Origin of the sequence: Aureimonas sp. AU4, assembly GCF_001463765.1 — a bacterium.
In the GTDB taxonomy this organism is placed as follows: domain Bacteria; phylum Pseudomonadota; class Alphaproteobacteria; order Rhizobiales; family Rhizobiaceae; genus Aureimonas.
In genome coordinates this window covers 40,379-66,523 of record NZ_BBWK01000054.1, presented here as the reverse complement: position 1 = coordinate 66,523, position 26,145 = coordinate 40,379, and the positions used below count along the sequence as shown (strand labels likewise).

The following is a 26,145-nucleotide window of genomic DNA, read 5'->3' as shown; positions in this document are numbered from 1 at the left end:
CGCTCGGACGGCGCTGCGGCCGGACGCAGCGACACGGCCTCGACCGGCGGGGCGACCGGGGCGCTCTCGCGGCGGCGGACCGGCGCGGCGGGCTCGGCCTCGGGCGGCGCGGAGCGGCCCGTCGCCATGGCGACGAGAACCTGGACGCCCTCCATGATCCGGGCGCCCGCGTAGGCTGCGGCCTCGCGCCCGGTGGCGCAGGCGGCGGGCGAACGGTCGCAGAAGCTGCCGAGATCCGAGATCGCCTGCGTCGCCCCGTAGAACAGGACCACCGGCGAGAGCGCGGGCTCCCCCGGATGGCCGTCGCGGTTCTCGCGCGGCACGAAGAAGGCCACCACCGCGATCAGAAGCGCCAGCTTGAAGAGTGTTCGTATCATCGCCGTCCGTTACGCCCTGGCCGCGTCGTCGTTGAGCCGCCCATCATGCCCCGTCAATGGTTTCCGAAACACCGCCCGGTCCTCGCTGATCCACAAGGATCGGCCCGGTTTAACCATGCGGAAGGATTTTCTCCGGGCTGTGGCGCCCGCGATCTGTCGAAAATCCGCAGGCCTGCTTTCGGCGTCCCGCTTATGCCTTCCTTAAACGCTCGGCGCCAAGATCGGGGCCGCGAGCGCGAAGAGCCGGCACCATGAGGGGGCCATCGACGCGCTCGCAGGAGATGGAATAGCGATGCTTCATCAGAGCGCCGATACTCGGGGCCGCGCGCCGAACCCGCGCGACGGCTCGCCGCTTCCGCGCGGCGCGGCGATGCTGCGCGGCGGCGGATCGGACCTTGCATCGCGCCTCGACGCGCTCGTTTCTCCCCGCGTCCGTGATCCCGCCACCCGGCGCGCCCACGCGCGCCGCATGGGCGGCCTCGTGGGCGGGGCTCTTCTTCTCGCGCTCTGCGCCCCGGTCCTGACGCTGGCGGGCGCGAGCCTTCTCACGACCCTTGCGGTCGCCACGCTGGCCGGTCTCCTGCTTCTTTCGGCCGCCGCCCTGGCGGGCACGGGCGAGGACGACCTGACGCTCGCCATTCTGTTCACCGCCGGCGCCGTCGCGCTGGGTGCGCTGGCGCTGCGCCTCGACAGTCTCTGGCCTTTGGCGCTGCTGCTCACCGGTCCCGCCGAAGCCTTCGTCGCAGGCCGCCGCCCGCTCGCGCGCCTCATGCTGCCGGCGGTTCTGGCGGCCTTCGGCCTGACCGGCTTCCTGTCGCTACACGGCATCGGCCCGACCTCGGACGGCTTTGCCGGCTGGCAGGCGGCGCTCCCGGTGCTCTGCGTCTATGCCACGACGCTTGTCTTCCGCCGCACCGCCCGCCAGCCCCGGCCCGAGGCCCACCCCTTCGCCACGCTCTCGGCGGAGGGTGTCGACGCGCGCACCGGGGCGAGCTTCGGCCAGCGCCTCCACCTTCTCGACCGCATCCTGTTCCTGAAGGCGATGGACGAGCTGCGCGAGGGCGGCGAGGCGCGCGAACTGACGCTGCGCCTTCTCAGCGGCGACGGTCGCGCGGAGGAGGCGGTGCTGCGTTTCGTGCCCGTGCGCGCGGGGCGCGGATTGCAGGCCGTGCGCCTGTTCCGCGAGGATGCGATCGCGCTTCCAGCCGCCGAGGCGCCGAGCGCGCCCGCGCGCGACCAGGCGGCGTTTCTTGCCACGGTGAGCCACGAGCTGCGCACGCCGCTCAACGCCATCGTCGGATTTTCCGACATGCTCGACGGCGAGGTCTTCGGGCCCTTCGCCGATCCGCGCCAGAAGGAATATGTCGGGCTGATCCGCCGCTCGTCGGAGCACCTCCTGTCGCTGGTGAACGGCCTTCTCGACATGTCGAAGATCGAGGCGGGGCGCTACGAGATCCTGCGCGAGCGCTTCGCCGTCGCCGAGGTCGCGGAAGGCGCCGCGGCGATGATGCGCTGCGAGGCCGAGCGCAAGGGCCTGCGCTTCGTCCTGCGCACGGGCGAGAGCGGCGAGACCGCGGTCGCCGACCGCCGCGCCTGCCAGCAGATCCTCCTGAACCTTTTGGCCAATGCCGTGAAGTTCACCGACCGGGGCACGGTGACGCTGTCCGCCGCGATCGACGGACCCTGGCTCGACATCACGGTCTGCGACACGGGCATCGGCATTGCCGAAAGCGACATCGCCCGGCTCGGCCAGCCCTTCGTGCAGCTCAGCCAGGGGCTCGCCCGGCGCTACGAGGGAACCGGCCTCGGCCTGTCGCTCGTGCGCGGCCTCGCCGAACTCCATCACGGCACCATGACCATCCGCTCCACGGAGGGGCGCGGCACCACCGTCTGCGTTCGCCTCCCGGCCGAGGGGGTGGACGCCCGTTCCGACCTTTCCGAAAACATCGTAGCGTTGACCGATGCCCGCCAGAAAACCAGCAGCCCGTCCGTCGTCTTCCCGCCGCGCCGCCACTCGGCCTAGCGTGACGGCGCTGGCGGCGCAGGGTCTTGCGCGCGGCGCGGCGCGCGGGGCCGGCACGTGCCTCGGCATCATCGCCGCCCGGCCGGTGCTCTTCGGCTCCGTCGCGCTGTTCGGCGCGCTGGCCGGGCTCGTCGGCGACAATGCGCTGAACCGGCAGGCCGGGCGTCATCCCCACCCGATGCTCGTGACCCGGCCCGCGGCCGGCGCGCCGGCGCAACGCGCGAGCACGCAGGCCGCGCCCGCCGCCTCTCGCGTCGCCAGCGCGCCGCGCATCGAGAACGATCCGCGCATCATCGCCTTTCCGCTGGTGAGCGACGTCCAGACGCTTCTGGCGGAGGCCGGCTACTACAAGCTGCCGGTGGACGGGCGCGCGGGCCAGGCGACGGACCTCGCGATCCGCGCCTTCCAGCGCGACCACGGCCTGCGCGTCGACGGCATGGCGACGCCGCTGCTCCTGTCGCAGCTGCGCCAGGCCGACACGCTGCAGCCCGACCAGGCCACGGACCAGGTGGCGAGCCTGATCGAGGGCACCGATCCGGCGGCGACCGGCGCGGTGGTCTCGGACGCGAGCCCGGGCTCCACGGAGGGCGAACTCGTTCGCCGCATCCAGGACCGCCTTGCGAAGGCCCGCATCGCCGACGTCCAGCCGGACGGCATCCTGGGCGAGCGCACGCGCGCGGCGATCCGCACCTTCGAGGCGCTTCAGGGCATGGAGCCGACCGGCGAGCCCAGCCCCGAGATCCTGCGCCGGCTCGAAAAGGCGAGCCGTTGATAGGCGGGACAGAGCACGCATGCGCCTGACCAGCGAGATCTTCGCCGCCGCGCTCACGCGGCGCGTCTTTGCCGACGGCGGCTTCGCGGCGGTCGTGCGGCGCGGGGCGGAGGCGGCGGGCGCGGTGTTCGTGACGGTGCGCGGGCGCGACGGCTCCTTGCGCTTCTATGCGCCCGCGCCCCAGACCCTGGCCGAGCCCGACGGCGAGCGCCGCTTCACGCTGGAGCCAGAGAGCGACGACGAGGCGCTCGACGCGCGCCTTCGCCGCGAAGCGCGCTTCGATCCGGACTTCTGGATGATCGACATCGAGACCGACACGCCGGAGCGCTATCTCGCGATCGTCTGAGCGGCGGCGGGATCAGCCCTTGGCGCTGCGCCCGTCCGGGCGATCGGCTCGGCGGCCGAAGGTCGAGCGGGGCTCGGCGACCGGTTCGATGCGCGGGCGCGCGGGGGCGCGTGCGGCAGGGGCGGCGGGCGCCTGCGCGGTCCCCACCAGACGGCGGCAGTCTTCGGATCGAAGCTGCGCGTAGTAGCGGCCGATCGCGTCGAAGGCCGCGACGTCGTGGCCGATGCGCGGCTTCATCAGGAGAAGCACGCTCATCGCGTCGGCGGGGCGCATCTCCAGCGCCTTGAGCGCGACGGCGAGGCGTTCGCCCGTGGCATCCGCCTCGATCAGCGCCAGCGTCTCGGCGTCGATGCGCAGCATCGCCGCCAAACGGTCGGCGAACAGCGCGCCGTCGCGCTCCATGGCCGCCTGGATGAGGTCCGCCGGCGAGAGGCGGGCGGCGGCCGCGCGAGAGCCCAGCACCATTCGGCGCAGCGTCTCGCGCACGCCCGCAGCGCTGGCCGTGATCTCGGCGGTACCCAGCGCCACCGGCCGCGCCGGCTGGACGGGCCCGGCCTCGCCCGAAAGGTCGAAAGGCGCGAGCGGCGGTGCCTCGATGTCGGGCCGGCTCGGGGGAGGGGGCGCGTCCGCCTCGCGCGCGGCGCGCGACGTGGCGAGGCGGCGGACGCGCTCGTCCGGCGAGGCGGCTAGGCGGGCGAGGTCCTCCTCGGTCAAAAGCTGGCTCGAGACGAGGAACGGCGCGGACACCTCGATCGGCGCCGCGACCAGACGTTCCACGACGCTGCGCGGAACGCGCTCCGAATGCGACAGCGAGGCCGCGCAGTTGCGCAACGTGTCGCCGGACACGCGGTCCCAGAGGGGTAGGACGAGCCGGGCGAGGTCGTCGCACTGGCGGGGGGTCGGCCGGCGCAGGGCGGCGAAGGCGGCGACGGCGGCGGTCACCACGTCGTCGAAGTCGGGCCCGCCCTGTCGCTCGAGGGACCGGAAGACCTTGGGGCTGGCGTCCTTCATGGAACTCCCGGCATGCGCTCGAAACCGACGATGCATCCCGGTCACACCGGGCGCATCGATCAATTTGCGCCCAACTCCTTATGAAGCTGTTAACCCTGGCTTTGATCTGATCGGTATCGCGCTCGCGAGATTGTGCGCACACAACCACGCCGGTTTCGGGAAAGCCGACGCTGGCATGACAGACCCGACATCAGGGGCGGCGAGGTCGTGCGTGACGCCGCCCAGCGCAGACCGAGCGCCGGTTCGGACCCCGACAGGGCGTCCGCATCGGCGGCCATAAGGATCGCCGGACCCTTGCCGGGCGCTTGCGCGATCCATTGTCAGAACCTGGAAGAGCCGGCTTGCCGCGGCATATCGTTCGGGCAGGCCAGCGGGGACACGAAGACCATGGCAGTCGTTCATCGCCTGGAGACCGCTCCGGGAAAAACCCGGGAAAGACCTCAACCGGCCCCGCGCGGACCGGCGGAGATCGTCATCCTGCCCTGCATCCGCCGCGAGCCGCTGGCAGCCGCGCCCGCCTCGGCGTCCTGACGCGTCAGGGCGACGCGGTTGCGGCCTGGCCCGACTCCTCGGGGCTGGCGGGACGGCAGGCGACCGACCGCGCGAAGCGGTCGACGAAGGGACGCTCGCTTTCGGCCCGCACCAGCGCCCGTACCGTGACGTAGCCCTCGCCTGCGGGAAGCTCGACCGGGATCGCCGTGTCGTCGCTCTCGGTTCCCTCGGCTCGCGCGAGGTCGAGCTGCTCGCGCGTTCCGATCAGGAGGTCGAGGCGGCCCTCGAGCGCGACGCGCTCCGAGATGGAATACAGGTTGTCGCCGTTGCGCGCGTAGATCGACGCGCTCCAGAAGCCGGTCCGCTCGCCTGCCCGAACGCGCGCGGGCGCGTCCGACAGGTCGAAGCGGCAGGCGACGTCGATGAAGGCGGGATCCACGAAGACGAAGTCGGCGCCCGGCGTCGGGTCGGCGCCCTGCGCCGGGACGCTGGTGATCTGAACGGTCGAGAACAGGGGGCCGAGGCGCGACAGGCGGCTCCAGCTGTCGTTCTGGGCCAGACCGGGGATGGCGAAGATCACCGCGATATGGACGATCGCGGCGCCGACCAGCCCGATCAGGATCGCCAGCAGGAACTTACCCATCGGCGAGGCATCCCGTGCGCACGATCAGCGGCATGGCGACCGGCGCCGCTCCGCTGTCGGTCGAAACCGGCGTGTCGTAGAAGGTGAGGGCGAGCACGAAGGGACCGGTGCCGGCATTGGCGAGCCAGTTGCCCGGACGCGCCTCGCGGCCGATCGAGATCAAGGCGGAGTTGTCGTCCTCGCGCATCAGGTTGAGCGAGACGAGGTGGCGGGGGCGCCCGCCGTCGCCCCCGATCAGCCGGCCGCCGTTGTCGAAGGCGGCGAGCGTCCACACGCGGGCCGGCGGATAGGCGCCCTCCAAACGGTAGGCGCATTCGCGCCGTAGCTCGCGGTTCGCCGTGTCGACGCGCGCCTGGAAGGCGACGCCTTCGCCGAGCCCCAGCGTCAGGTTGCCGGAGCGCGCGAGGCGCGCCTTGGCGTAGGGGTCGGCGGTGGGCGAGCCCGTCGTGCGGTCGGCATGCCAGGGCCCGACCACCAGAGCGTCCGCGCCTTCGAAGCGCTCCAGCATGAAGACGACCGAGGCCGTGCCGAGGCCGAGCGCGATGGCCACCGCGAGAACGGTCAGGAAAAGGAATCGCATGGGCTGCCTGGCGGTCCCGTCAGCGGCGCGCGAGCGCTTCGTCGCTCGCGCCGGCGGTGGCCGCGAACTTCTCGGGCGCGGCGGCGACCGGCGCGCTGTCGAAGAGGTTCGCGATGTCGGCCAGGACCTTCTGCGCCGAGTTGTTGACGAGGGTGGGTCGCGCGAGCACCGGCTGGCCGTCCGCCCCTTCCGCCTGCGCCACCTTGACCGAGCCGGGCTTGGGCAGCGGGTTGTCGATATAGGGCAAGGGGCGCAGCTCGATGCCCTGGTGCGCCGCTTCCATGAAGCGCTGCCAGGTCATGGCCGGCAGGCCGCCGCCGGTCAGCTTGTTGGTGGGCTTGTAGCTGTCGTTGCCGAACCAGACGGCGGCGGTGAAGTTGCCGGTGTAGCCGACGAACCAGGCGTCGCGGTAGCTCTGGGTGGTTCCGGTCTTGCCGGCGGCGCGCGTCATGGAAAGCTGGGCGCGGCGGGCCGTGCCGACCTCCGGGATGCGCACCATCATCTCGATCATGCTCTTCGACGCCTGCTCCGACAGGACGCGGTGGCGCGGGGGCATGTCGCGGTCGGCGTTCCACAGGACGTGGCCATCGCCGTCGGTGAGCTCCTCGATCGCGTGGCGATGGGAACTGAGGCCCCCCGACGGGAAGACCGAATAGCCGGTCGCTTGGTCGAGAACCGTCACCTCGTTGGTTCCGAGCGCGATGGTCTTGTCGCCGCGCAGCGGGGTCTCGACGCCGAAACTCTTGGCGAGCGCCGCGACACGGCCGGGCCCGACACCCTTCTCCTGGCTGAGCTGGACGGCGACCGTGTTCAGGGAGCGCGCCATGGCGTCCTGGATCTGGATGCGGCCGGCGAACGAGTTGCCGTAGTTCTGCGGGCTCCAGTTGCCGACCGTGATGGGACGGTCGATCACGTAGTCGGTCGGCTTGTGCCCGTTCTCCATGGCCGCGGCATACACGTACGCCTTGAACGAGGAGCCCGGCTGGCGGAGCGCGCGGGTCGCGCGGTTGAACTGCGACAGGCCGTAGTCGCGCCCGCCGACGATGGCGACGAGCCCGCCATTGTCGTCAAGCACGGCCATCGCGCCCTCTTCCACGCCGTAGGTCTTGCCGAACTGGCGCAGGTGGAAGTCGACCGATTCGTCGGCGAGCTTCTGCAGGCCCATGTCGATCGTGGTGCGGGCGACGAAGGTGCGCTGGGGCAGGTTGGCCGCGATGCGCTGCACCTCGTCGAAGGCGAAGTCGAGGAAGTAGTCCGGCGACTGGATCACCGAGCGGTCGACGGCGGTCGCGGGATGGCGGCGCGCGGCGACGACCTGGCCCTCGGTCATGAAACCCGAATCCACCATGGCCGAGAGCACCACGTTGGCGCGGGCGCGGGCGGCGGGAAGGTTGACGTGCGGGGCGTACTGGGTCGGCGCCTTGAAGAGGCCGGCGAGCATGGCCGACTCGGCGAGGTTCACGTCGCGGATGTTCTTGCCGAAGTAGAACTGCGCGGCGGCCGCCGCGCCGTTCGTGCCGCCGCCCATGTAGGCGCGGTCGAGATACATGCCGAGGATCTCGCGCTTGGTGAGGTTGGCCTCCAGCCAGAGCGCGAGGAAGGCCTCGTTGACCTTGCGCTCCAGCGAGCGCTCGTTCGACAGGAAGACGTTCTTGGCGAGCTGCTGGGTGAGGGTCGACCCGCCCTGGACGACGCCCCCGGCGCGCGCGTTGGTGGAGAGCGCGCGGGCAAGGCCCAGGAAGTCGATGCCCCAGTGCTCGAAGAAGCGGCGGTCCTCGGTGGCGAGCACGGCCTTCACGAAGTGGTCGGGCAACTCGTCGATCGGCACGGCGTTGGCCTTGAGGATGCCGCGCCGCCCGATCTCGTTGCCGTGCCGGTCGAGGAAGAGGACGGAATAGTCCGCCTGCTGCGGCAGGCCGTTCACGGTCATCTTCATGGCCGACTGGCTGAGGAGCAGGAGCACCACGAAGCCGGCCACGCCGAGTGTCATCGCCTCGCCGGTGAGCTCCGTCACCCAGCGGCTGAAGCCGCGCACGCGCATGCGGCGCGACACAATCGTGACGCCTTCCCAGAAGCGCGAAAGACCATGAAAAAGACGCCACAGGCTGGTATCCAGCCAGGCGTCGACCTCGATCAGCCGAGACGGGCCGCCGCGGGACTTCCCCTTGCGTTCCAACATCTTCGGCACCGCACCCACCATTCCAGGGCGCACCCCACCAGTGCGCCAGCCTCTATTCTACAGCAAGACATGGCCGAGACAACGCGTGGAGCCCGATCCATCCCCCGTTCGCCGCAGGACGGGGCGTCCGCCGAGGCGCTTTCGAACGGCTTCGAGGCGCCGGGCGAGCCGCTGCCCTTCTGGCGCACGAAGACGCTGGAGGAGATGAGCGGCGAGGAGTGGGAATCGCTGTGCGACGGCTGCGGCCGGTGCTGCCTCAACAAGCTCGAGGACTGGGACACCGGCGAGATCATCTGGACCGATCTCGCCTGCCGCCTGTTCGACGGCGAGACCTGCCGCTGCAAGGACTACGAGAACCGGCTCGATACCGTGCCCGACTGCGTCGGCCTCGACGCCGAGACGGTTCGGACGATCTCCTGGCTGCCGCCGAGCTGTGCCTACCGCCTCGTGGCCGAAGGGCGGGACCTGCGCTGGTGGCACCACCTCCTGTCGGGCGACCGCGAGACGGTGCATCTCGCCGGTGCATCGGCGACGGGACGTACGATGAGCGAGGAGGGCATCGAGCCGGAAGAGTACGAGGAGCACCTCGCCGCATGGCCCGGCGAGGATCCGGACGAGCGGCCCTGAACGGCAAAAATTCCTACAAATAGGAAAATAGTCATTGACACCGTGACGGTGCAACGGTAGGGTTTGTCCACGGTCGAGATAGTGCGGGTTGCGCCAGGGGCGCTCGCTTCCGGAAACGGAAGGGGCGCCCTTTTTCGTGTCCGCCGTGCGGAAGGGGGAAAGCGATCATGGGCGAGACGAAGACGACCCGGGTGCCGCCGCCGCGCCTTTCGGAACGGCTGCTGCGGGCGCTGACGCAGGAGATCGAGCTCCTGGAAAGCGAAGGCGGCGAGGGGGCGAGCGGCAAGGCGCGGGTCGAGGCGATCTCGCTTCTGGCGCGCACGCTCGAGAAGCTTCTCGACCTGTCGCGCCTGGAGCGCGAGCCGGGCGCGGAGGCGGCGGCGGGCGACGGCGAGCAGCTGCGCAAGGAACTGATGCGGCGCCTGCGCGCGCTCCACCGCCGCGAGGCGGGCGGGGAGGCGCTGGCGTGAGCACGCCGGGGGAGGCCGCGACGGCGGATGCGTTCTGGCGGGAGCTGGAGCGAAGCCTCCGCGATCTGCCGCCCGTCGTCCTGCGCGGGGCCATGCCGCCCTGGGCCGCGATCGCGCGGCCCTCGCAACGCCCGCCGGCCGGATCGTGGCGGCAGTGGCTGCTGATGGGCGGTCGCGGTTCGGGCAAGACGCGGGCTGGGGCTGAGTGGATCCGGGCGCAGGCGCTGAGCGAGGCGCCCTTCGCGGGGCGGCCCTGCGGCCGGATCGCACTGGTGGCCGAGACGCTGGGCGACGCGCGCGAGGTGATGGTGGAGGGCGAGAGCGGCCTGCGGTCTCTGGACTACGGCGAGCGCCCGGTCTTCGAGGCGACGCGCCGCCGGCTCGTCTTCTCCAACGGGGCGGTGGCGCAGATCTTCTCCTCCGAAGACCCCGACAGCCTGCGGGGCTACCAGTTCGACGCGGCCTGGGGCGACGAGCTCGCCAAGTGGACGCATGACGAGGCGACCTTCGACAACCTGCAGCTGGGACTGCGCCTCGGCGAGGACCCCCGCATGGTGCTCACCACGACGCCGCGACCGGTGCCTCTCGTGAAACGGCTGCTCGCCGAGGAGGGCACGGCGGTGACGCGCATGCCGACGGCGGAAAACCGCGAGAACCTCGCGGGCGGCTTCATCGCGGCGATGGAGCGGCGCTACGGCGGCTCGCGGCTCGGGCGCCAGGAACTCGACGGCGAGCTGGTGGAGGGGCGCGAGGACGCGCTGTTCCGCCGCGAGCGGATCGACGCCGGGCGGCTGCGCGTCGCACCCGAGATGCGGCGCATCGTGGTGGCGGTCGACCCGCCGGCCTCGGCGACGCGGCGCTCCGACGCCTGCGGCATCGTGGCCGCGGGGCGCGGGGTGGACGGCATCATCCACGTCCTCGCCGACCGCTCGCGGCGCGGCCTCTCGCCGCCGCAATGGGCCGAGCGGGCGGTGACGCTGTTTCGCGAGCTCGAGGCCGACCGGATCGTCGCCGAGGTGAACCAGGGCGGCGACATGGTGGAGGCCGTGATCCGGGCGGTGGCGCCGGGGGTGCCGGTATCCGGCGTGCGGGCGACGCGCGGCAAGTGGCTGCGCGCCGAGCCGGTGGCCGCGCTCTACGAGCAGGGTCTGGTGCACCACGTCGGGAGCTTTCCCGAACTCGAGGACGAGATGGCCGACTTCGGCCCCGACGGCCTGTCGAACGGCCGCTCGCCGGACCGGCTCGACGCGCTGGTCTGGGCGGTGACGGCGCTGGGCGGCCCGGTGATCGAGCCGCGCGTTCGGACGATCTGAGGAGACATCGATGGTGGGACCAGTGGAGAGGCTGCGTGCCTGGGCGCGCGGGCCGGCGGGCGCGCGTGCGCCCGAGCGCAAGGAAGGCGGGTTCGCCGGCGGCTCGCTCGTGTTCGCGGGCGGGCAGACGGACGGGGCGAGCTGGAGCGAGCGGGGCTACGTGTCGGCGGCGCGCGAGGGCTTCATGCGCAACCCGGTCGCCTATCGCTGCGTGCGGCTTCTGGCCGAAAGCACGGCGGCGGTGCCGCTTCTCCTCTACGACGGCGCCCGCGAGGTGGCCGAGCACCCGATGCTCGGGCTGCTGCGCCGGCCGAACGGGGCGCAGGACGGGGCGGCGCTGGTGGAGGCGCTGTGCGGGCACCTTCTTCTTTCGGGGGCGGCGCACCTTGAGGCGGTGATGCTCGACGGCGAGCCGCGCCTTCTTCATGCGCTGCGGCCCGACACGGTGCGCACGCTGGCCGGGAACGACGGCTGGCCGGCGGCGGTCGAGCTGCGGCATGGCGCGAGCGTGCGTCGCCTGAGTCTCGAAGGCGAGGGCGGACGGCCGCCCCAGGTCCTCGCGATCCGGCTCTTTCATCCGCTCGGCGAGGCGGACGGCTTCGCCCCGCTGGAGGCCGCGCGCACGGCGCTCGACCTCCACAACGCCGCGACGCGCTGGAACAAGGCGCTTCTCGACAACTCGGCGCGGCCGAGCGGTGCGCTGGTCTACCAGCCGGGCGACGGTTCGAACCTTTCGCCCGACCAGTTCGACCGGCTGAAGAGCGAGCTGGAGAACGGCTATGTCGGCGCGGCGCGCGCCGGGCGGCCGATGCTGCTGGAAGGCGGGCTCGACTGGAAGACCATGGCGCTTTCCCCCCGCGACATGGACTTCGTGGAGGCGCGCAACGGCGCGGCCCGCGACATCGCGGTCGCCTTCGGCGTGCCGCCCATGCTGCTCGGCATCCCGGGCGACGCGACCTACGCGAACTACGCCGAAGCCAACCGGGCGCTGTTCCGGCTGACGGTCCTGCCGCTCGTGTCGCGTCTCTGCGCGGCGGTGGGCGACTGGCTGGCCGCGCTTCACGGCGAACCGGCCTTGAGGCTCGGCTTCGACGCCGACCGGATCGAGGGCCTGGCGCTGGAGCGCGAGGCGCTGTGGCGACGGCTCGGGGGAGCGGAGTTCCTGTCCGAGGACGAGAAGCGCGAGGCGGTCGGCTACGGCCCGCGCGCGGGCGTGCGCTGAACTTTCACATCCACTGATGGAGGCAAGCCATGGATACGACGGTGGCCGGGGACGTCGCGTCCCCGCTCGCGCTGCTCGGCGCCAAATGCGTCGGGGCGATCGGCGGCTCGGTGATCTCGATCGCCTATCTCCTGCCGGAGGGACGGCGCGAGGCGGCGACCCGCTTCCTGATCGGGCTCGCGACCGGGCTGGTCTTCGGCGGCCCGGCGGGGCTGCTTCTGGCCGACCATCTCGGCTTCGGGCAGGCGCTGGGCGCCACCGAGACGGCGGTGATGGGCTCGGCGGCGGCGAGCCTTTCGGCCTGGTGGGCGCTGGGAGCGCTGGGGCGCTTTGCGGACGGGCTGTTCCGCCAGCGCCGCCGGGGAGGCCAGCCGTGAGCGCGGCGCAGCCCGCGCGGCTGGACGCGGACGGCACCGTGAGGGGCTATGCCAGCCTTTTCGACCGGCCCGACAACGGCGGCGACCGTGTCGAGCGCGGCGCCTTCCGCCGATCGCTCCTGCGGCGCGGGGCGGCGGGCATCCGCATGCTCTGGCAGCACGACCCGGCTCGGCCGATCGGCGTCTGGACGCGGCTCGCCGAGGATCAGGTCGGGCTCTTCGCGGAAGGACGGCTGGCGCTTCAGTCGGGCGCAGGGCGCGAGGCCTTCGAGCTCCTGCGCGCCGGGGCGATCGACGGGCTGTCGATCGGCTTCCACACGCGGCGCTCGGCGCCCGTGCACGACGGGCGGGCGCGGCGCAGCCTCGTCGAGCTCGATCTCTGGGAGATCTCGATCGTCACCTTCCCGATGCAGGAGGCCGCGCGCGTGACGCAGACGCGCTCGCGCACGCTGCCGGCCCGCGACCTTTCCCTGCGCCTCGTCGAGGCGGCGCGGCGGCTGCTCCTGCCGCCGCTGGCGCCGCCGCTCGCGGCGCGCTGACCCCTTCACCCCGAAAGCCAACAAGGATCGACCCGATGCACACCATCCCCATGCCGTCGCACGAGACCAAGGCAGCAGACGCGCCGCGCAACGGCGAGACGGCGGACGCCTTCGACGAGTTCATGCGCGCCTTCGAGGGCTTCCGCGAGGCGAACGACGAGCGCTTGAGCCAGATCGAGCGGCGCATGAGCGCCGATACGGTGACGCAGGAAAAGGCGGACCGCATCTCGCGTGCGGTGGACGAGCAGGAGCGGCGCCTCGAGCGTCTCGTCCTGAAGGGCCTGCGGCCGCCGCTGGGCGGGGGCGCGGAGGGCATGTCGGCCGAGCCGAGCGAGCACCGTTCCGCCTTCGAGAGTTACGTGCGCGGCGGCGACGAGGGGCGCATCCGTCGCCTCGAGGAGAAGGCGATGTCGGGCCTGTCGGGCCAGGACGGCGGCTTCCTCGTGCCGCCCGAGACAGAGACGGAGATCGGGCGGCGTCTCGCCAGCGTCTCGCCGATCCGCTCGATCGCAAGCGTTCGCGCCGTGTCTTCGGCCGTTCTGCGCAAGCCCTTCGCGGTGAACGGCGCGCAGACAGGCTGGGTGGGCGAGGCCGACGCGAGGCCGCAGACGAATGCGCCGCAGCTCTCGGAGCTGAGCTTCCCGACCATGGAGCTCTACGCCATGCCGGCGGCGACCTCGGCGCTTCTCGACGACGCGGCGGTGGATCTCGACCGCTGGCTCGGCGAGGAAGTGGAGCAGGCCTTCGCCGGCCAGGAGGGCGCGGCCTTCGTGACGGGCGACGGGGTCGCCAAGCCCAAGGGCTTCATGACCTACCCGACCGCAGCCGAGGCCGACTGGGCCTGGGGCAAGATCGGGACGGTAGCGACCGGGGCCAACGGCGGTTTCCTGCCGGGGCTCGGCGGCGACGCGCTGATCGACCTCGTCTACGCGCTGAAGGGCAGCTACCGGCAGAACGCCACGTTCGTGATGAACCGCCGCACGCAGAGCGCGGTGAGGAAGCTCAAGGACGCGGACGGAAACTACCTCTGGGCGCCGCCGAGCGTGGCGGGCGGACGCGCTAGCTTGATGGGCTTCCCCGTGGTCGAGGCCGAGGCCATGCCCGACATCGCGAACGGGGCGAAGGCCATCGCCTTCGGCGACTTCGGGCGCTTCTACCTCGTGGTGGACCGCCAGGGCGTGCGCGTCCTGCGCGATCCCTATTCCGCCAAGCCCTACGTCCTCTTCTACACGACCAAGCGCGTGGGCGGCGGCGTGCAGGACTTCGACGCGGCGAAGCTTCTCGCCTTCAACGCCTGACCGGGCGGGCCGGGCGGTTTCTCGCCCGGCCCTCACTCTTCCCCATCAGCCGAGGTTTGCACCCATGATCTGGATCGAGACCAGCGCGCCGGCCGAGGAGCCGGTGGGCGTGGCGGAGCTTCGCGCCTTCCTGCGGCTGGACCGCGAGGACGAGGACGCGCTGCTCGGGCGCCTCCTGCGGGCGGCGCGCGAGGACGTGGAGCGGCGCACGGGGCTGCTCGTCGCCGAACGCACGGGCCGCCTCGTCGTGGAGGCGGCGGTCGGGACGCTCGCGCTTGGCTTCCGGCCGGTGACGACAATCCTCGGCGTGACGCTGTTCGACGAGGACGGCGCGACCCGTCTGGGCGATCTGGCCGACCTGCGCTTCGAGAACTCGCCGTTGCACACGCGGCTTCACTGGCGCCGCCCGGTGGTGGCCGCCGGCGGGGCGGAACTGGAACTGCGCGCCGGCCTGCCGCCCGAACTCGTGCCGGAATCGCTGCGGCTCGCCATGCTAAGGCTGGCGGCGACAGCCTACGAGACGCGCACGCTGCTCGCCCCGGCGCTGCAGCCCGACACGATCCCGCCGCTCGTCGGCAGCCTCCTGTCGCCCTACCGGAGCCTGGCGATCTGATGTCGACTCTGTTTCTGGATGCAGGGCTCTTGCGGCACCGCGCGCTGATCGAGCGCAACGAGCCGGTGCCCGACGCCATGGGCGGGGCGACCGAACGCTGGCGCGAGGTGGGCGAGACGTCGGTGCGGGTGGAGCCCGCCCGCGTCGAGGTCGGGCCGGAGGCGGGACAGCGGATCGCGAACGTCACGCATCGCGTGACGCTGCGCCGCCGCGCCGGGCTGGAGCGCGGCATGGCCTTTCGTCTCGGCGCGCGGCGGCTGGTGATCCGTACGATGCACGACCCGGACGAGACGGGTCGCTACCTCGTGTGCCGTTGCGAGGAGGAGGCGTGAGGGCGCTTGTGAGGCGACCGGCCGGCGCGAAGCTGCGGGCGCTGATGCTGCGACGGCTGCGCGAGCGGCTGGCCCGCGAGGCGGAGCTGCGGCTGGACGGAGCATCGTCGGGCGGTGGAAAGCCGTTCGAAGGTGAGGAAAAGTTAACGGATCGGCTGGACGCGCGTGCCTGATCACGCCACATTTCAATGCATATCATCCGTGACACGCATATCGTGAAACAGGGAGATCACCGGCCATGATGCAGGCCAGCGCCGAACTTCAGACCACGATCGTCTCCGCGCTGATGGGCGACCCGGCGCTGACCGCGATGCTGGGCGGGCCCAAGGTCTTCGACCGGCAGCCGGAGCGCGCCGCCTTTCCCTACCTGACGCTTGGGCGCACCGCGGTGGTGGACTGGTCCACCGGCTCGGAGGACGGCTCCGAGCACATTCTCACGCTTCACGTCTGGGGACGCGGCGGCTCGAAGCAGGAGACCTACGCGATCATGGACAAGGTGACGAACAGGCTTCACGACGCGACGCTGCCGATGGATGGCCACCGGCTCGTCAACCTGCGCCTCCAGTTCGCCGAGGCCCGGCAGGAGCCGGACTCGCCTGCCTATCACGGCATCCTGCGCTTCCGGGCGGTGACCGAACCGCTCGCCTGACGGCATTCCAGCCATCCACGCCATCGCAAGGGGCGGTCCGAAGGGACCGCCCCTTTTTCGTTTCACGATCGGGGATCGCCAACCATGGGCGCGCAGCGCGGCAAGGACCTTCTTCTCAAGATCTCGCTGGACGGCGCGCCGTTCCAGACCGTCGCCGGCCTGCGCACGCGCCGGCTGGCCATGAACGCCGAGATCGTGGACGTGACCGACGGCGAGAGCGCCGGGCGCTGGCGCGAGCTTCTGGGCGGGGCGGGCGTGCAGCGTGCCTCGCTCTCGGGCGCCGGCCTCTTCAAGGACGCGGCCTCCGACGCGGCGCTCCGCCGGGTGTTCTTCGAGGGGCGCCCCGTGCCCTTCCAGGCCGTGGTGCCGGACTTCGGCACGGTGACCGGTCCGTTCCAGGTGACGGCGCTGGAATACGGCGGCGAGCACGACGGCGAGGTGTCATTCGAGATGACGCTGGAATCGGCCGGCGCGCTCGTCTTCGAGGCGCTGTGATGGCGGCGAACCGGCGGCGCGGCGAGGTCTCGGCCGTGATCGGGGGCGAGGAGCGGCGGCTTTGCCTGACGCTCGGGGCGCTGGCCGAGCTGGAGGACGCCTTCGCGCTGGAGGACCTCGGACAGCTCGCCGCGCGCTTCGGCTCGGGGCACCTGTCGGCGCGCGACCTGACGCGCATCCTCGGCGCGGGCCTGCGGGGCGCCGGCGCCTGCGTCAGCGACGCGGAATTGGCAAACCTTCCCATCGAGGGCGGGGTGGCGGGCGCGGCACGGGTTGCGGCCGAGCTTCTGGATGCGGCCTTCGGGGGAGCCGGCGGGGAAACGCCCGCTCGCCCTTGAGCGCCGCCGCGCCCGACGCGGCGGGCGCGGCGGCCTTTCCCTGGGACCGGGCGATGCGCGCCGCGCTCGCGCTTGGCCTTGCGCCCGCCGAGTTCTGGCGCCTCGCGCCGCGCGAGCTCGCCGCCCTTCTCGAGGCGCACGCACCCGAACGGCTCGGCCATCCCGGCCGCGCTGCGCTCGACGCGCTGATGCAACGCTTTCCCGACGGAGGATGACATGGCGCAGGACGGCGCGGATACGATGCGCATCGCGGTGGAGGCCGACACACGCGGCTTCGACCGGGCGATGGGCGACCTGCAGCTGCGGGCGGGGGCGCTGGGCTCGGCCTTCACGAGCGCCTTCCGCAACGCGTCCGGCGGCGGCAAGTCGCTGGAAGGGGTCCTGAAGCAGCTGGCGACCCGCATCAGCGGGATCGCGCTCGACAGCGCGCTGCGGCCGGTCGGGACTCTGGCGGGCAACCTCCTGAACGGGCTCATCGGCAGCCTCGGTGGGGCGCTCGGCGGCGGCGCGGCGGGTGCGGCCGCACCGCAGCGCGTCGTGCCCTTCGCCAAGGGCGGCGTCGTGCGGGCGCCAAGCTTCTTTCCGATGGGCGGCGCGGCCGGCTTGATGGGCGAGGCGGGGGCGGAGGCGATCCTGCCGCTCCGGCGTGGCAGCGACGGAAGCCTCGGCGTGGCGACCAGCGGCGGCGGCGCGCGGGGCGGGCCCACGACGGTGGTGTTCAACGTCTCGACACCGGACGCGCCGAGCTTTCGCCGCGCCGAGGGGCAGATCCAGGCCATGCTGGCGCGCGCGGCGCTGCGCGGACAGCGGGGGCTTTGACGATGCGGATCGCCTCCTTCTGCGACGAGCGCTTTCCCTTGCGGCTCAGTCTCAACACGAGCGGCGGCCCGGAGCGGCGTACCGATATCGTGCGCCTGTCGACGGGCTTCGAGAACCGCAACCAGCGCGCGCGACACTCGGCCCGGCGCTACGACGCGGGCTCGGGCGTGAAGGCCCTGGCCGACCTTGCGATCGTGCTCGACTTCTTCGAGGCCCGACGCGGGCGGCTCGTCGCCTTCCGCTTCCGCGACCCGTTCGATCACTCCTCGGCGCGCTTCGGCTTGGCCGTGACGGCCTTCGACCAGGTGCTGGGCATCGGCGACGGGGAGCAGGCAGCGTTCCAGCTCGTGAAGCGCTACGGCATGGGCGAGGGCGGCTACGAGCGGCCGATCGCAAAGCCCGTGGCCGACACGCTGCGCGTCGCCGTCGCGGGCTCGGAGATCGCGTCCGGCTTCATGCTCGACGCCTCGAGCGGCCTGCTGCGCTTCGACGCGGCGCCCGCAGCCGGCGCCGCCGTGACGGCAGGCTTCCTGTTCGACGTGCCGGTGCGCTTCGATATCGACCATCTCGCGATCAACCTCGCGGCCTTCGAGGCCGGCGAGATTCCGACCATCCCGCTTGTCGAGGTGCGCGCATGAGAGAGCTCCCCGCAGGACTGGCCGAGCGGCTGCGCGAGCCGGCGACGACGCTGGCCAGCGCTTGGCGCCTGACGCGGCGCGACGGCGCGGTGCTGGGTTTCACCGACCACGACGCGGATCTTCGCTTCGATGGGACGCTGTTTCATGCCGCGAGCGGCTGGACGGCTGGCGAGGCGGAAGGGACGGCCGGGCTTGTCGCCGGCACGGCGGCGGTGGGGGGGGCGCTGTCCTGCGATGCGCTGAGCGAGGAGGACATTGCGGCCGGGGGCTTCGACGGGGCGCGGATCGAGGTGTTTCGCGTCGACTGGAGCGAGCCGGCGCTGCACGTCCTCGTCGACGTCGCCGAACTCGGACCCATCCGGCGCGCGGGGGGCGGATTCTCGGCGGAACTGCGCGGGCTGGCCGCGCGGCTCGACGACGTGCACGGGCGCACCTACCGGCGCCGCTGCGATGCCGTGCTCGGCGACCGGCGCTGCGGCGTCGACCTGACGGCGGCGGCGTGGCGCCGCGATGGCACGCTCGTCGAAGGCGGCGAGGGCCGGCTCGTGGCGCGGCTCGGACCCGGGATCGACGCGGCGCTCTTTGGGCTCGGTCGCGTGGTGCTCGGCAACGAGACGCTGTTTCTCGCCGGGCTTACCGAAACGGAAACGCCCGGCGACTGGCGGCTGGCCCTGGCCGAGCCGGAGGCGCGGGTGCGCGCCGTGCCAGGTGCGGCGCTGCGCCTTCTGGCAGGCTGCGACCGGTCGTTCGCGACCTGCCGCGACCGCTTCCGCAACGCGCTCAACTTTCGCGGTTTCCCGCACATGCCGGGCAACGACGCGGCGCTCGGGGTCGCCAAGCGCGACGGGGCGCATGACGGCTCGCCGGTGGTGCCGTGACGGGCGACCGACGCGTGGCCGCGCTGCACGAGGCGCGCCGCTTTCTCGGCACGCCCTACCGCCACCAGGGCAGCCGCGCGGGCGTCGGCTGCGACTGTCTGGGCCTCGTGCGCGGCGTGTGGCGCAGGCTCTACGGCGGGGAGCCCGAGGCGCTGCCGGCCTATGCGGCGGACTGGGCGGAGCTTTCCGCCGGCGACCCCCTGTCGGAGGCGGCCCGGCGGCACTTCGCGGCCCTGCCGCCGAGCGAGGCGCGGCCGGGCGATCTCGTGCTCTTTCGCTGGCGCGACGGCCGGCCGGCGCGGCACTGCGCGATCCTCGACGAGCCGGACGCGGCTGGCCCGCGCATCCTCCATGCGCTGGAGGGCGCGGCGGTGGTGTCCTCGCCGCTGGCGGGCGCCTGGGCACGGCGCATCTGCGGCAGCTTTCTTTTTCCGTGAGGTCTCATGGCGACGATCCTTCTCCAGGCTGCGGGCGGTGTGGCGGGCGGTCTCGTCGGCGGCCCGTTCGGGGCGATGGCGGGCCGCGCGCTCGGGGCGCTCGGCGGCGCGGCAATCGACAAGCGGCTGTTCGGCGGGGCGGCGCGGCGCGAGGGGCCGCGCCTCGGGGCCGCGCGCATTCTCGAGGCCGACGAGGGAGCGGGGGTGCCCCGGCTCTATGGCACGGCGCGCATCGCCGGACAGGTGATCTGGACGACGCGCTTCGAGGAGGTCGCGACCACCGAGCGGCAGGGCGGCAAGGGCGGGCGCGGCGGCGGCGCCGAAAGCATGAGCTACAGCTACTTCGGCAATGTCGCGATCGGGCTGTGCGAGGGACCGGTGGCAAGCGTGCGCCGCATATGGGCGGACGGCGAGGAGATGGATCTCTCGCTCGTCAACTGGCGCCTCCACCCCGGTGACGAGGGCCAAGCGCCCGACCCGCTGATCGAGGCGCGGCAGGGACGCGGCAACGCGCCGGCCTATCGCGGCCTCGCCTATGTCGTGTTCGAGCGCCTGGCCCTGGAGCGCTGGGGCAACCGCATCCCCCAGATCGCCTGCGAGGTCGTGCGCCCGGTCGGCGCGCTGGAGGCGAACATCCGCGCCGTGACGGTGATTCCCGGCGCGAGCGAGCACGGACTCGACCCGGTCGTGGTGCGCGAACGCATCGGGCTCGGCGAGGACCGTCTCGCGAACCGGCACGTCCTGCACGGAGCGAGCGACTGGACCGCCTCGATCGACGAGCTTGCGGCGCTCTGCCCGAGGCTCGAGCGCGCGGCGCTGGTGGTCGCCTGGTTCGCGGACGACCTGCGCGTGGGGCGGGCGCAGGTGCGGCCGGGCGTCGAGACGGCGGTGCGGGACGAGACGGAAGCGTGGCGCGTCGGTGAGACCGGACGGGACGGGGCCTACCTCGTCAGCCAGGCGGACGGTGGACCGGCCTATGGCGGGACGCCCTCGGACGCGGGCGTCGTGCGCGCGATCCTCGATCTCAGGGCGCGCGGACTGAAGGTCACGCTCTATCCCTTTCTCCTGATGGACGTGCCGGCCGGCAACGCGCTGGCGGATCCCTATGGCGAGGCGGCGCAGGCCAGCTATCCCTGGCGCGGGCGCATGACGCTGGACGTCGCGCCCGGACGACCGGGTTCGGCGGACCGGACCGCCGGGGCGAGGACCGAGGTCGAGCGCTTCGTCGGTCGCGCCGCGCCCTCAGACTTCCGGCTAGAGGCCGGGCGCGTGCGCTACCGCGGGCCCGCCGAGTGGAGCCTGCGGCGCATGGTGCTGCATCAAGCCCATCTGGCGCGGCTGGCGGGCGGTGTGGACGCCTTCGTGATCGGCTCGGAGATGGTGGGCCTCACGCGGCTTCGCGACGAGCGCGACCGCTTTCCCTTCGTGTAGGCGATGGTGGCGCTGGCGCGCGACGTGAAGGCGGTTCTGCCGGAGGCGACCGTGACCTATGCGGCGGACTGGAGCGAGTATTTCGGCTTCCAGCCGGCGGACGGCTTGGGCGACGTCTTCTTCAACCTCGACCCGCTCTGGGCCGATCCGGCGATCGGGGCGGTCGGCATCGACAACTACCTCCCGCTTCTCGACTGGCGTGACGAGGACGCGGAGGGCACCTCGCCCGACGGGGCGGCCTCGGCGCTGGACGAGGCGGCGCTCGGCGAAGGCATCGCGGCGGGCGAGTGGTTCGATTGGTTCTACCGCGACGAGGCCGACCGGCGCGCGCGTCGGCGCACGGCGATCACGGACGGCCTCGGCAAGCCCTGGGTGTTTCGCGCCAAGGACATCCGCTCGTGGTGGGAGAACCGACATCGTGAACGGCGCGGCGGGCAGGAGATGGCCGCCGACACGGCCTGGATGCCGCGCTCGAAGCCCATCTGGTTCACCGAGCTCGGTTGCCCGGCGATCGAACGGGGCGCGAACCGGCCGAACGTGTTCCTGGACCCCAAGTCGGCGGAAAGCGCTTTCCCCTGGTTTTCGGCCGGGCACCGCGACGACGCGGCGCAGCGCGCCTTTCTGGACGCTCACCTCCGGCGCTGGGACCCGGCCGCGCCGGGCTTTCGCGAGAGCGACAATCCCCTCTCGCCGCTCACCGGCGAGCGCATGGTGCCACCGGACGCGATCCATCTCTGGTGCTGGGACGCGCGACCCTATCCCGCCTTCCCGGCGGCCCGGGACGTATGGCGCGACGGCGCGAACTGGGAGCGGGGGCACTGGCTGAGCGGGCGGCTCGGCGCCGCACCCTTGCGCGAACTTCTGGTCGCGCTTCTCGCCGACCATGGCGTGACGACGGTGGACGCCTCCGGTGTCGAGGGGGTGGTCGGCGGCTTCCTGCTGGCCACGCCCGGCAGCGCGCGCGCGCAGATCGAGGAGCTGATGCGCGTATGCGGCGTCGAGGCGGCGCAGGTGGACGGCGTGCTGCGCCTTCGCTCGGTGGACCGCGTGCGTGCCGTTCACGAGATCGACGCGGTCGCGGAGGAGGACGGGGGGCCGCTCGTTGAGCGGCGGCGCGCGGAGGAGCGCGACCGGCCCGGCGAACTCGTCCTCGCCTACAGCGATCCGGCGCGCGCCTATCAGCCGGGCGTCGCCGACGCCGTGCGCGGAGAGGCGGACCGGCCCCGGCAGGAGATGGTGGAACTGCCGCTGACGCTGGGCGAGGACGCGGCGCGACGGCTCGCCGCCGGGCTCCTGCGTCGCTTGGCCGGAACCGGCGAGACCGCGAGCTTCGCGCTCTCTCCCGCCCGCCTCGAGGTCGTGCCGGGCGACGAGCTGCGCATCGCGGGCGAGGCGGGCGTCTGGAGCGTCGAGCGGATCGAGGACGAGCTGATGCGGCGCGTCGAGGCGCGGCGAGCGGCGTTCGCCCCGGCGCTCGGCGACGGCGGGGGGCGGATGCCCCCGGCGGGACCCGTGTCAGGCGGGCCGGCCTTTCCCTCGCGCCCGCTTGCCGCCTTCCTCGATCTTCCCACGCTCGGCCTCCTGCCGGACGGCGAAGGGCCGCGCGTCGCTCTCGCGGCCCGGCCCTTCGTGCCCTGCGAGGTACTCGTCTCGCGCGGCGGCGGCGACATGCGCCCGCGCCTTCGCGTGTCGCAGCCGGCCGCGATGGGACGGCTGGTCGAGCCGCTGGGCGCCGGCGGCGAGAGCTGTCTCGACCGGACGAACCGCATCCTCGTGGATCTGGCGGGCGGCGCGCTCCAGTCGATCGACGCGGCGCGGCTCCTGGCGGGCGCGAACCTTGCCGCCGTGGAGAGCGCCGAGGGGCGCTGGGAAGTGCTGCAGTTCCGCGAGGCGGAGGAGGTGGCGCCGAATCGCTTCCGTCTGGCGGGCCTCGTGCGTGGGCGCGGCGCCACCGGCGGATCCGCGGCGGCAGCCGGCGCGCGCTTCGTGCTTCTCGACGAGCGCTGCGTGCCGGTTCCGCTCGCCGAAAGCGAGACCGGCGCGGCGCTCGACTGGCTCGTCGCCCCGGCGGGGCGCGCGCTCGACGACGGGGCGGTGGTTCGCGAAACCCTCGCGCTCGGCCGTCGCGCGCTTCTGCCGCTCGCGCCGGTTCACCTGCGCGCCCGAAGACAGGCGGGAGGCCTTTCCGTCCGCTGGATCCGCCGCAGCCGCGCCCCGCTCGATCCCTTCGACGAGGAGATCGCGCTCGGCGAGGCGACGGAGCGCTATCGCGTGCGCCTTCTCACGCCAGGCGGCCGGGAGATGGTCGTGGAGACCACAACGCCCGCCCGCGTCGTCGCACGGGAGGAGATCGAGGCGGGGCTGGGTGCGGAAGCGTCCGGCCGCCTCGCGGTATCGGTCGCGCAGATCGGCGCGGCGGTCGGTCCGGGCGAGGCCCGGACCGTGGAGGTGGGGGCGGCATGACGCCGCTCCGCGAACGAGGATGGAGACGGGTATGGACGAGAAGGACTGGTGGAAATCCCGGAAGGTCTGGGGCGCGGTCGTGGCTCTCGCGGGCGCGCTCGCCGGCATGACGGGCGTTCATCTGGATGCCGCCTCCAGCGAGGAGGCCGTCGGCGCCCTGACGGCGCTGGCGGGCGCGGCGGGCGCGCTGGTCGCGATCTGGGGCCGGTTTGCCGCGCGCGAGACGCTGCGCTAGGTCACGGCTGCGTCAGGAGGGCGGGCGTTCCCGGGCGGAACGCCCGCCATTCATTGGACATTCAGCGACGGGTTGCTAGCGTTCGGGGGACTGCTGGAATGGATCACCGATGACGCGCCCCTCGACCTCTCGCCCGCTCGCGCTCGCCGCGCTGCTCCTGATGCCGGCGACCGCGGCAGAGGCTCTGCATGTCGGTCCTCGAGGGATGGACGAGGCGGTTCCCGGCCGCGAGATCGGCATTCAGGTGGCGCAAGGAGGCTGCTCGGGTGCCGCTCGCGAGGCGGCCCAGCAGTCCGGCGGACAGGTCCTGTCGGTCCAGACCGCCAACCGGGGCGGCCGGACGGTCTGCGTCGTGACCGTCCTGATACCCGCACAGGACGGCAACCGGCCGCGCCGTCAGACCATCACGATCGAGCAGTAACGCTCCCGCGCGAGACCCTGAAGGGCGGACCCGTTTCATGCGCATCCTGATCGTCGAGGACGACCCGAACCTCAACCGCCAGCTGGCCGAGGCGCTGGAAGGCGCCGGCTATGTCGTCGACCGCGCGGGCGACGGCGAGGAGGGGCACTTCCTCGGCGACACCGAGCCCTACGACGCCGTGGTGCTCGACGTCGGCCTGCCGAAGATGGACGGCATCAGCGTCCTGGAGCGCTGGCGCCGCGAGGGACGCGCGATGCCCGTCCTCCTGCTCACGGCGCGCGACCGCTGGAGCGACAAGGTGGCCGGCATCGACGCGGGCGCGGACGACTACGTCGCCAAGCCCTTCCACATGGAGGAGGTGCTGGCGCGCCTGCGCGCCCTGATTCGCCGCGCGGCCGGGCACGCTTCGTCGGAGATCCTGTGCGGACCGCTGCGGCTCGACACGCGCACCTCGCGCGCCACGCTGAACGGGCAGGTGCTGAAGCTCACCTCGCACGAGTACCGTCTCCTCAGCTACCTCATGCACCACCAGGGCGAGATCGTGTCGCGCTCGGAGCTGACCGAGCACATGTACGACCAGGACTTCGACCGCGATTCCAACACGATCGAGGTCTTCGTCGGCCGGCTGCGCCGCAAGATCGGCCTCGATCTCATCGAGACCGTGCGCGGCCTCGGCTACCGCATGAACGGGGGTGCGGACGCCTCGTGATCGGGCCGACGCGCTTCCGTCCGACCGAGAGCCTGGCGGCCCGCGTCATCGGCCTGTCGAGCCTCTGGGCGATCGCCGCCTTCCTCGTCGTCGGCACGCTCATCTCCTCGCTCTACGAGCGCACCGCGCAGTCGGGCTTCCAGGCCGTGGTGCGCGCGCAGCTCTTCAACCTCATCAACGCCGTGACCGTGAACGAGGACGGCGGGCTGGTGGGCGTGCCCGACCTCGGCGACCTCGAATACTCGCAGCCCCTCTCGGGCTGGTACTGGGAGGTACTGCCCGCCAGCGCCAACACGGACGGGCGCCTCTCGTCCTTCTCGCTCGGGCCGGGCCGGATCGAGGCCCCGAGCGAGCGCGAGCGCCCGTTCGACGGCCAGTACCGGCGCGACTACCGCACCACGGGCCTCAACGGCGAGATGCTCTACGTCGAGGAGGCGGAGGTCGTGCTCGACGGCGACAACCACGCCGCGCGCTTCCGCGTCATGGGCAATGCCAGCGTCGTGGACGGCGACGTCGCCGCCTTCAACCGGCGGCTCGGCCTTTATCTCGGCGTGTTCGGTCTCGGCTCGATCGTCATCAACGCGCTCGCGATCCTCACCGGCCTTCATCCGCTGATCGGCGTGCGCCGGTCGCTCGCCGAGGTGCGCGAGGGACGGGCTGACCGGTTGCCGGGATCGTTTCCCGCCGAGATCAGGCCGCTGGCGACCGAGATGAACCTCCTGATCGATTCCAACCGTCGCATCGTGGAGCGGGCGCGCACGCAGGTCGGCAACCTCGCGCATTCGCTGAAGACGCCGATCGCGGTCCTGCGCAACGAGGCGGACGCCATCGGCGGCGAGCGCGGACGCCTCGTCGCCGAGCAGACCGAGGCGATGCGCCTCCAGGTGCAGCACTATCTCGACCGGGCTCGCGTGGCCGCCCTTGCGGGGCTCGCCGTGGCGCGAACGCCCGCGCTTCCCGTTCTGGAGCGCTCGATGCGCGTCATCGCACGCCTTTCGCCGGGTACCGAGGTCGAGCTCGACGCGGAGGGCGCCGGCCGCGCGGTCTTCGCCGGCGAGGCGCAGGACCTCGAGGAGATCGTCGGCAACCTCTTGGAGAACGCCGCGAAATACGGCCGCAGCCGAATTCGCGCGGAGCTCCGGCTGCTCGACGCCGACCACCTCCTGATCGCGATCGAGGACGACGGTCCCGGCCTGTCGGAGCCGCAGCGGGCCGAGGCGCTGCGGCGCGGCGCGCGGCTCGACGAGCGCGTGGCGGGAAGCGGGCTCGGACTGTCGATCGTGACTGATACCGTTCTGCAATACCGCGGCGACTTTCGCCTCGCGCGCGCCGAAATCGGGGGATTGCGCGCGGAGGTCGTCTTGCCTCGCGCGCCCGACACGCCGATGTCCTGAGGGTTGTTCAAGGGCGCCACGGCC

Annotated in this window: 31 protein-coding genes and 1 pseudogene; 27 read left to right on the top strand and 5 right to left on the bottom strand. The window is 72.5% G+C overall.

The genetic code is table 11. The annotated features are described in order from the left end of the window. Window positions 1-377 (bottom strand): DUF5330 domain-containing protein (locus AUL35_RS16015; RefSeq protein WP_062016517.1); only part of this gene is annotated, 377 nt, incomplete at its 3' end. 292 nt (window positions 378-669) lie between these two features. On the opposite strand from AUL35_RS16015, the gene AUL35_RS16010 reads away from it, so the two are divergent. Genes AUL35_RS16010 through AUL35_RS16000 form a run of 3 tightly spaced genes read left to right on the top strand, consistent with a single transcriptional unit; the run spans window position 670 to window position 3,518 of the window. Further along, the gene (locus AUL35_RS16010; protein WP_062016515.1) at window positions 670-2,400 is read left to right on the top strand and encodes a HAMP domain-containing sensor histidine kinase; all 1,731 of its coding nucleotides are present in this window, start codon (window positions 670-672) and stop codon (window positions 2,398-2,400) included. Window position 2,401: 1 nt separating this feature from the next. Continuing rightward, window positions 2,402-3,172 carry a peptidoglycan-binding protein gene (locus AUL35_RS16005; protein ID WP_062016513.1) on the top strand — a complete coding sequence of 257 codons (771 nt, stop codon included), beginning with the start codon at window positions 2,402-2,404 and terminating at the stop codon, window positions 3,170-3,172. Window positions 3,173-3,191: 19 nt separating this feature from the next. Beyond that, on the top strand, window positions 3,192-3,518 hold the full coding sequence (locus tag AUL35_RS16000) for a DUF1491 family protein (RefSeq protein ID WP_062016511.1): 327 nt from the start codon (window positions 3,192-3,194) through the stop codon (window positions 3,516-3,518). Window positions 3,519-3,530: 12 nt separating this feature from the next. On the opposite strand, the gene AUL35_RS15995 is transcribed toward AUL35_RS16000, so the two are convergent. From AUL35_RS15995 to AUL35_RS15980, 4 genes are all read right to left on the bottom strand, one after another. Next, complete coding sequence (locus AUL35_RS15995; protein ID WP_062016510.1) at window positions 3,531-4,529, bottom strand: DUF2336 domain-containing protein; 999 nt, start codon at window positions 4,527-4,529, stop codon at window positions 3,531-3,533. A gap of 535 nt (window positions 4,530-5,064) precedes the next feature. Then, on the bottom strand, window positions 5,065-5,664 hold the full coding sequence (locus AUL35_RS15990) for a hypothetical protein (protein WP_062016508.1): 600 nt from the start codon (window positions 5,662-5,664) through the stop codon (window positions 5,065-5,067). Next, window positions 5,657-6,244, bottom strand: coding sequence for a DUF1214 domain-containing protein (locus AUL35_RS15985; RefSeq protein ID WP_062016506.1), 588 nt, complete (start codon window positions 6,242-6,244; stop codon window positions 5,657-5,659). The genes AUL35_RS15990 and AUL35_RS15985 overlap by 8 nt, the downstream gene beginning before the upstream one ends. A gap of 19 nt (window positions 6,245-6,263) precedes the next feature. Then, window positions 6,264-8,423: a transglycosylase domain-containing protein gene (locus tag AUL35_RS15980; RefSeq protein ID WP_244493800.1), complete on the bottom strand. Its 2,160-nt coding sequence runs from the start codon at window positions 8,421-8,423 to the stop codon at window positions 6,264-6,266. A 69-nt stretch (window positions 8,424-8,492) separates the two neighbouring features. Here AUL35_RS15980 and AUL35_RS15975 point away from each other — a divergent pair, with 69 nt between their 5' ends. The 24 genes and pseudogenes from AUL35_RS15975 to AUL35_RS15870 all read left to right on the top strand — a co-directional run bounded on the left by AUL35_RS15975 (window position 8,493) and on the right by AUL35_RS15870 (window position 26,121). Continuing rightward, window positions 8,493-9,050: a YcgN family cysteine cluster protein gene (locus AUL35_RS15975; RefSeq protein ID WP_082666378.1), complete on the top strand. Its 558-nt coding sequence runs from the start codon at window positions 8,493-8,495 to the stop codon at window positions 9,048-9,050. A 167-nt stretch (window positions 9,051-9,217) separates the two neighbouring features. Beyond that, window positions 9,218-9,520: a hypothetical protein gene (locus AUL35_RS15970; protein ID WP_062016504.1), complete on the top strand. Its 303-nt coding sequence runs from the start codon at window positions 9,218-9,220 to the stop codon at window positions 9,518-9,520. Between the two features lie 92 nt (window positions 9,521-9,612). After that, the gene (locus AUL35_RS15965) at window positions 9,613-10,833 is read left to right on the top strand and encodes a DNA-packaging protein (protein WP_062016529.1); all 1,221 of its coding nucleotides are present in this window, start codon (window positions 9,613-9,615) and stop codon (window positions 10,831-10,833) included. 10 nt (window positions 10,834-10,843) lie between these two features. Then, window positions 10,844-12,055, top strand: a complete 1,212-nt coding sequence (locus AUL35_RS15960) for a phage portal protein (protein ID WP_062016502.1) — start codon at window positions 10,844-10,846, stop codon at window positions 12,053-12,055. Between the two features lie 29 nt (window positions 12,056-12,084). Then, window positions 12,085-12,432: a DUF6107 family protein gene (locus AUL35_RS15955; protein ID WP_062016500.1), complete on the top strand. Its 348-nt coding sequence runs from the start codon at window positions 12,085-12,087 to the stop codon at window positions 12,430-12,432. Then, window positions 12,429-12,971: an HK97 family phage prohead protease gene (locus AUL35_RS15950; RefSeq protein WP_062016498.1), complete on the top strand. Its 543-nt coding sequence runs from the start codon at window positions 12,429-12,431 to the stop codon at window positions 12,969-12,971. Before AUL35_RS15955 ends, AUL35_RS15950 begins: the two co-directional genes overlap by 4 nt. A 35-nt stretch (window positions 12,972-13,006) precedes the next feature. Further along, on the top strand, window positions 13,007-14,269 hold the full coding sequence (locus AUL35_RS15945; protein ID WP_062016497.1) for a phage major capsid protein: 1,263 nt from the start codon (window positions 13,007-13,009) through the stop codon (window positions 14,267-14,269). 64 nt (window positions 14,270-14,333) lie between these two features. Continuing rightward, a complete protein-coding gene (locus tag AUL35_RS15940; protein ID WP_062016495.1) occupies window positions 14,334-14,882 on the top strand; it encodes a phage head-tail connector protein in 549 nt (182 codons plus the stop codon). Further along, on the top strand, window positions 14,882-15,214 hold the full coding sequence (locus tag AUL35_RS15935) for a phage head closure protein (protein ID WP_062016493.1): 333 nt from the start codon (window positions 14,882-14,884) through the stop codon (window positions 15,212-15,214). Before AUL35_RS15940 ends, AUL35_RS15935 begins: the two co-directional genes overlap by 1 nt. Then, entirely contained in the window at window positions 15,211-15,387 is a 177-nt protein-coding gene (locus AUL35_RS22215; RefSeq protein WP_156418027.1) for a hypothetical protein, read from the top strand. The genes AUL35_RS15935 and AUL35_RS22215 overlap by 4 nt, the downstream gene beginning before the upstream one ends. A gap of 65 nt (window positions 15,388-15,452) precedes the next feature. Then, window positions 15,453-15,863 (top strand): DUF3168 domain-containing protein, encoded by a 411-nt coding sequence (locus AUL35_RS15930; protein ID WP_062016491.1) that lies wholly within the window; start codon window positions 15,453-15,455, stop codon window positions 15,861-15,863. Between the two features lie 84 nt (window positions 15,864-15,947). Further along, window positions 15,948-16,358 carry a phage major tail protein, TP901-1 family gene (locus AUL35_RS15925; protein ID WP_062016489.1) on the top strand — a complete coding sequence of 137 codons (411 nt, stop codon included), beginning with the start codon at window positions 15,948-15,950 and terminating at the stop codon, window positions 16,356-16,358. Continuing rightward, window positions 16,358-16,696 (top strand): gene transfer agent family protein, encoded by a 339-nt coding sequence (locus AUL35_RS15920; protein ID WP_062016487.1) that lies wholly within the window; start codon window positions 16,358-16,360, stop codon window positions 16,694-16,696. Before AUL35_RS15925 ends, AUL35_RS15920 begins: the two co-directional genes overlap by 1 nt. Next, a complete protein-coding gene (locus tag AUL35_RS15915) occupies window positions 16,693-16,911 on the top strand; it encodes a phage tail assembly chaperone (protein WP_062016485.1) in 219 nt (72 codons plus the stop codon). The genes AUL35_RS15920 and AUL35_RS15915 overlap by 4 nt, the downstream gene beginning before the upstream one ends. A 25-nt stretch (window positions 16,912-16,936) precedes the next feature. Then, complete coding sequence (locus tag AUL35_RS15910) at window positions 16,937-17,515, top strand: phage tail tape measure protein (protein ID WP_156418033.1); 579 nt, start codon at window positions 16,937-16,939, stop codon at window positions 17,513-17,515. A gap of 2 nt (window positions 17,516-17,517) precedes the next feature. Then, entirely contained in the window at window positions 17,518-18,153 is a 636-nt protein-coding gene (locus AUL35_RS15905; RefSeq protein ID WP_062016482.1) for a DUF2460 domain-containing protein, read from the top strand. Then, on the top strand, window positions 18,150-19,031 hold the full coding sequence (locus AUL35_RS15900; RefSeq protein ID WP_062016480.1) for a DUF2163 domain-containing protein: 882 nt from the start codon (window positions 18,150-18,152) through the stop codon (window positions 19,029-19,031). The genes AUL35_RS15905 and AUL35_RS15900 overlap by 4 nt, the downstream gene beginning before the upstream one ends. Beyond that, the gene (locus tag AUL35_RS15895; RefSeq protein WP_062016478.1) at window positions 19,028-19,468 is read left to right on the top strand and encodes an NlpC/P60 family protein; all 441 of its coding nucleotides are present in this window, start codon (window positions 19,028-19,030) and stop codon (window positions 19,466-19,468) included. The genes AUL35_RS15900 and AUL35_RS15895 overlap by 4 nt, the downstream gene beginning before the upstream one ends. Window positions 19,469-19,474: 6 nt before the next feature. Further along, a pseudogene (locus AUL35_RS23150) lies at window positions 19,475-21,658 on the top strand (glycoside hydrolase TIM-barrel-like domain-containing protein); the annotation flags it as partial. Between the two features lie 129 nt (window positions 21,659-21,787). Beyond that, complete coding sequence (locus AUL35_RS22945) at window positions 21,788-23,362, top strand: phage tail protein (protein WP_280137345.1); 1,575 nt, start codon at window positions 21,788-21,790, stop codon at window positions 23,360-23,362. Between the two features lie 31 nt (window positions 23,363-23,393). Then, entirely contained in the window at window positions 23,394-23,597 is a 204-nt protein-coding gene (locus AUL35_RS15885) for a hypothetical protein (RefSeq protein WP_062016476.1), read from the top strand. A gap of 109 nt (window positions 23,598-23,706) precedes the next feature. After that, the gene (locus AUL35_RS15880) at window positions 23,707-24,018 is read left to right on the top strand and encodes a hypothetical protein (protein WP_062016474.1); all 312 of its coding nucleotides are present in this window, start codon (window positions 23,707-23,709) and stop codon (window positions 24,016-24,018) included. A 37-nt stretch (window positions 24,019-24,055) separates the two neighbouring features. Continuing rightward, window positions 24,056-24,727 (top strand): response regulator transcription factor, encoded by a 672-nt coding sequence (locus tag AUL35_RS15875; RefSeq protein ID WP_062016472.1) that lies wholly within the window; start codon window positions 24,056-24,058, stop codon window positions 24,725-24,727. Then, window positions 24,724-26,121, top strand: a complete 1,398-nt coding sequence (locus AUL35_RS15870) for a HAMP domain-containing sensor histidine kinase (protein WP_062016470.1) — start codon at window positions 24,724-24,726, stop codon at window positions 26,119-26,121. Before AUL35_RS15875 ends, AUL35_RS15870 begins: the two co-directional genes overlap by 4 nt. The last annotated feature ends 24 nt before the right edge of the window (window positions 26,122-26,145 follow it).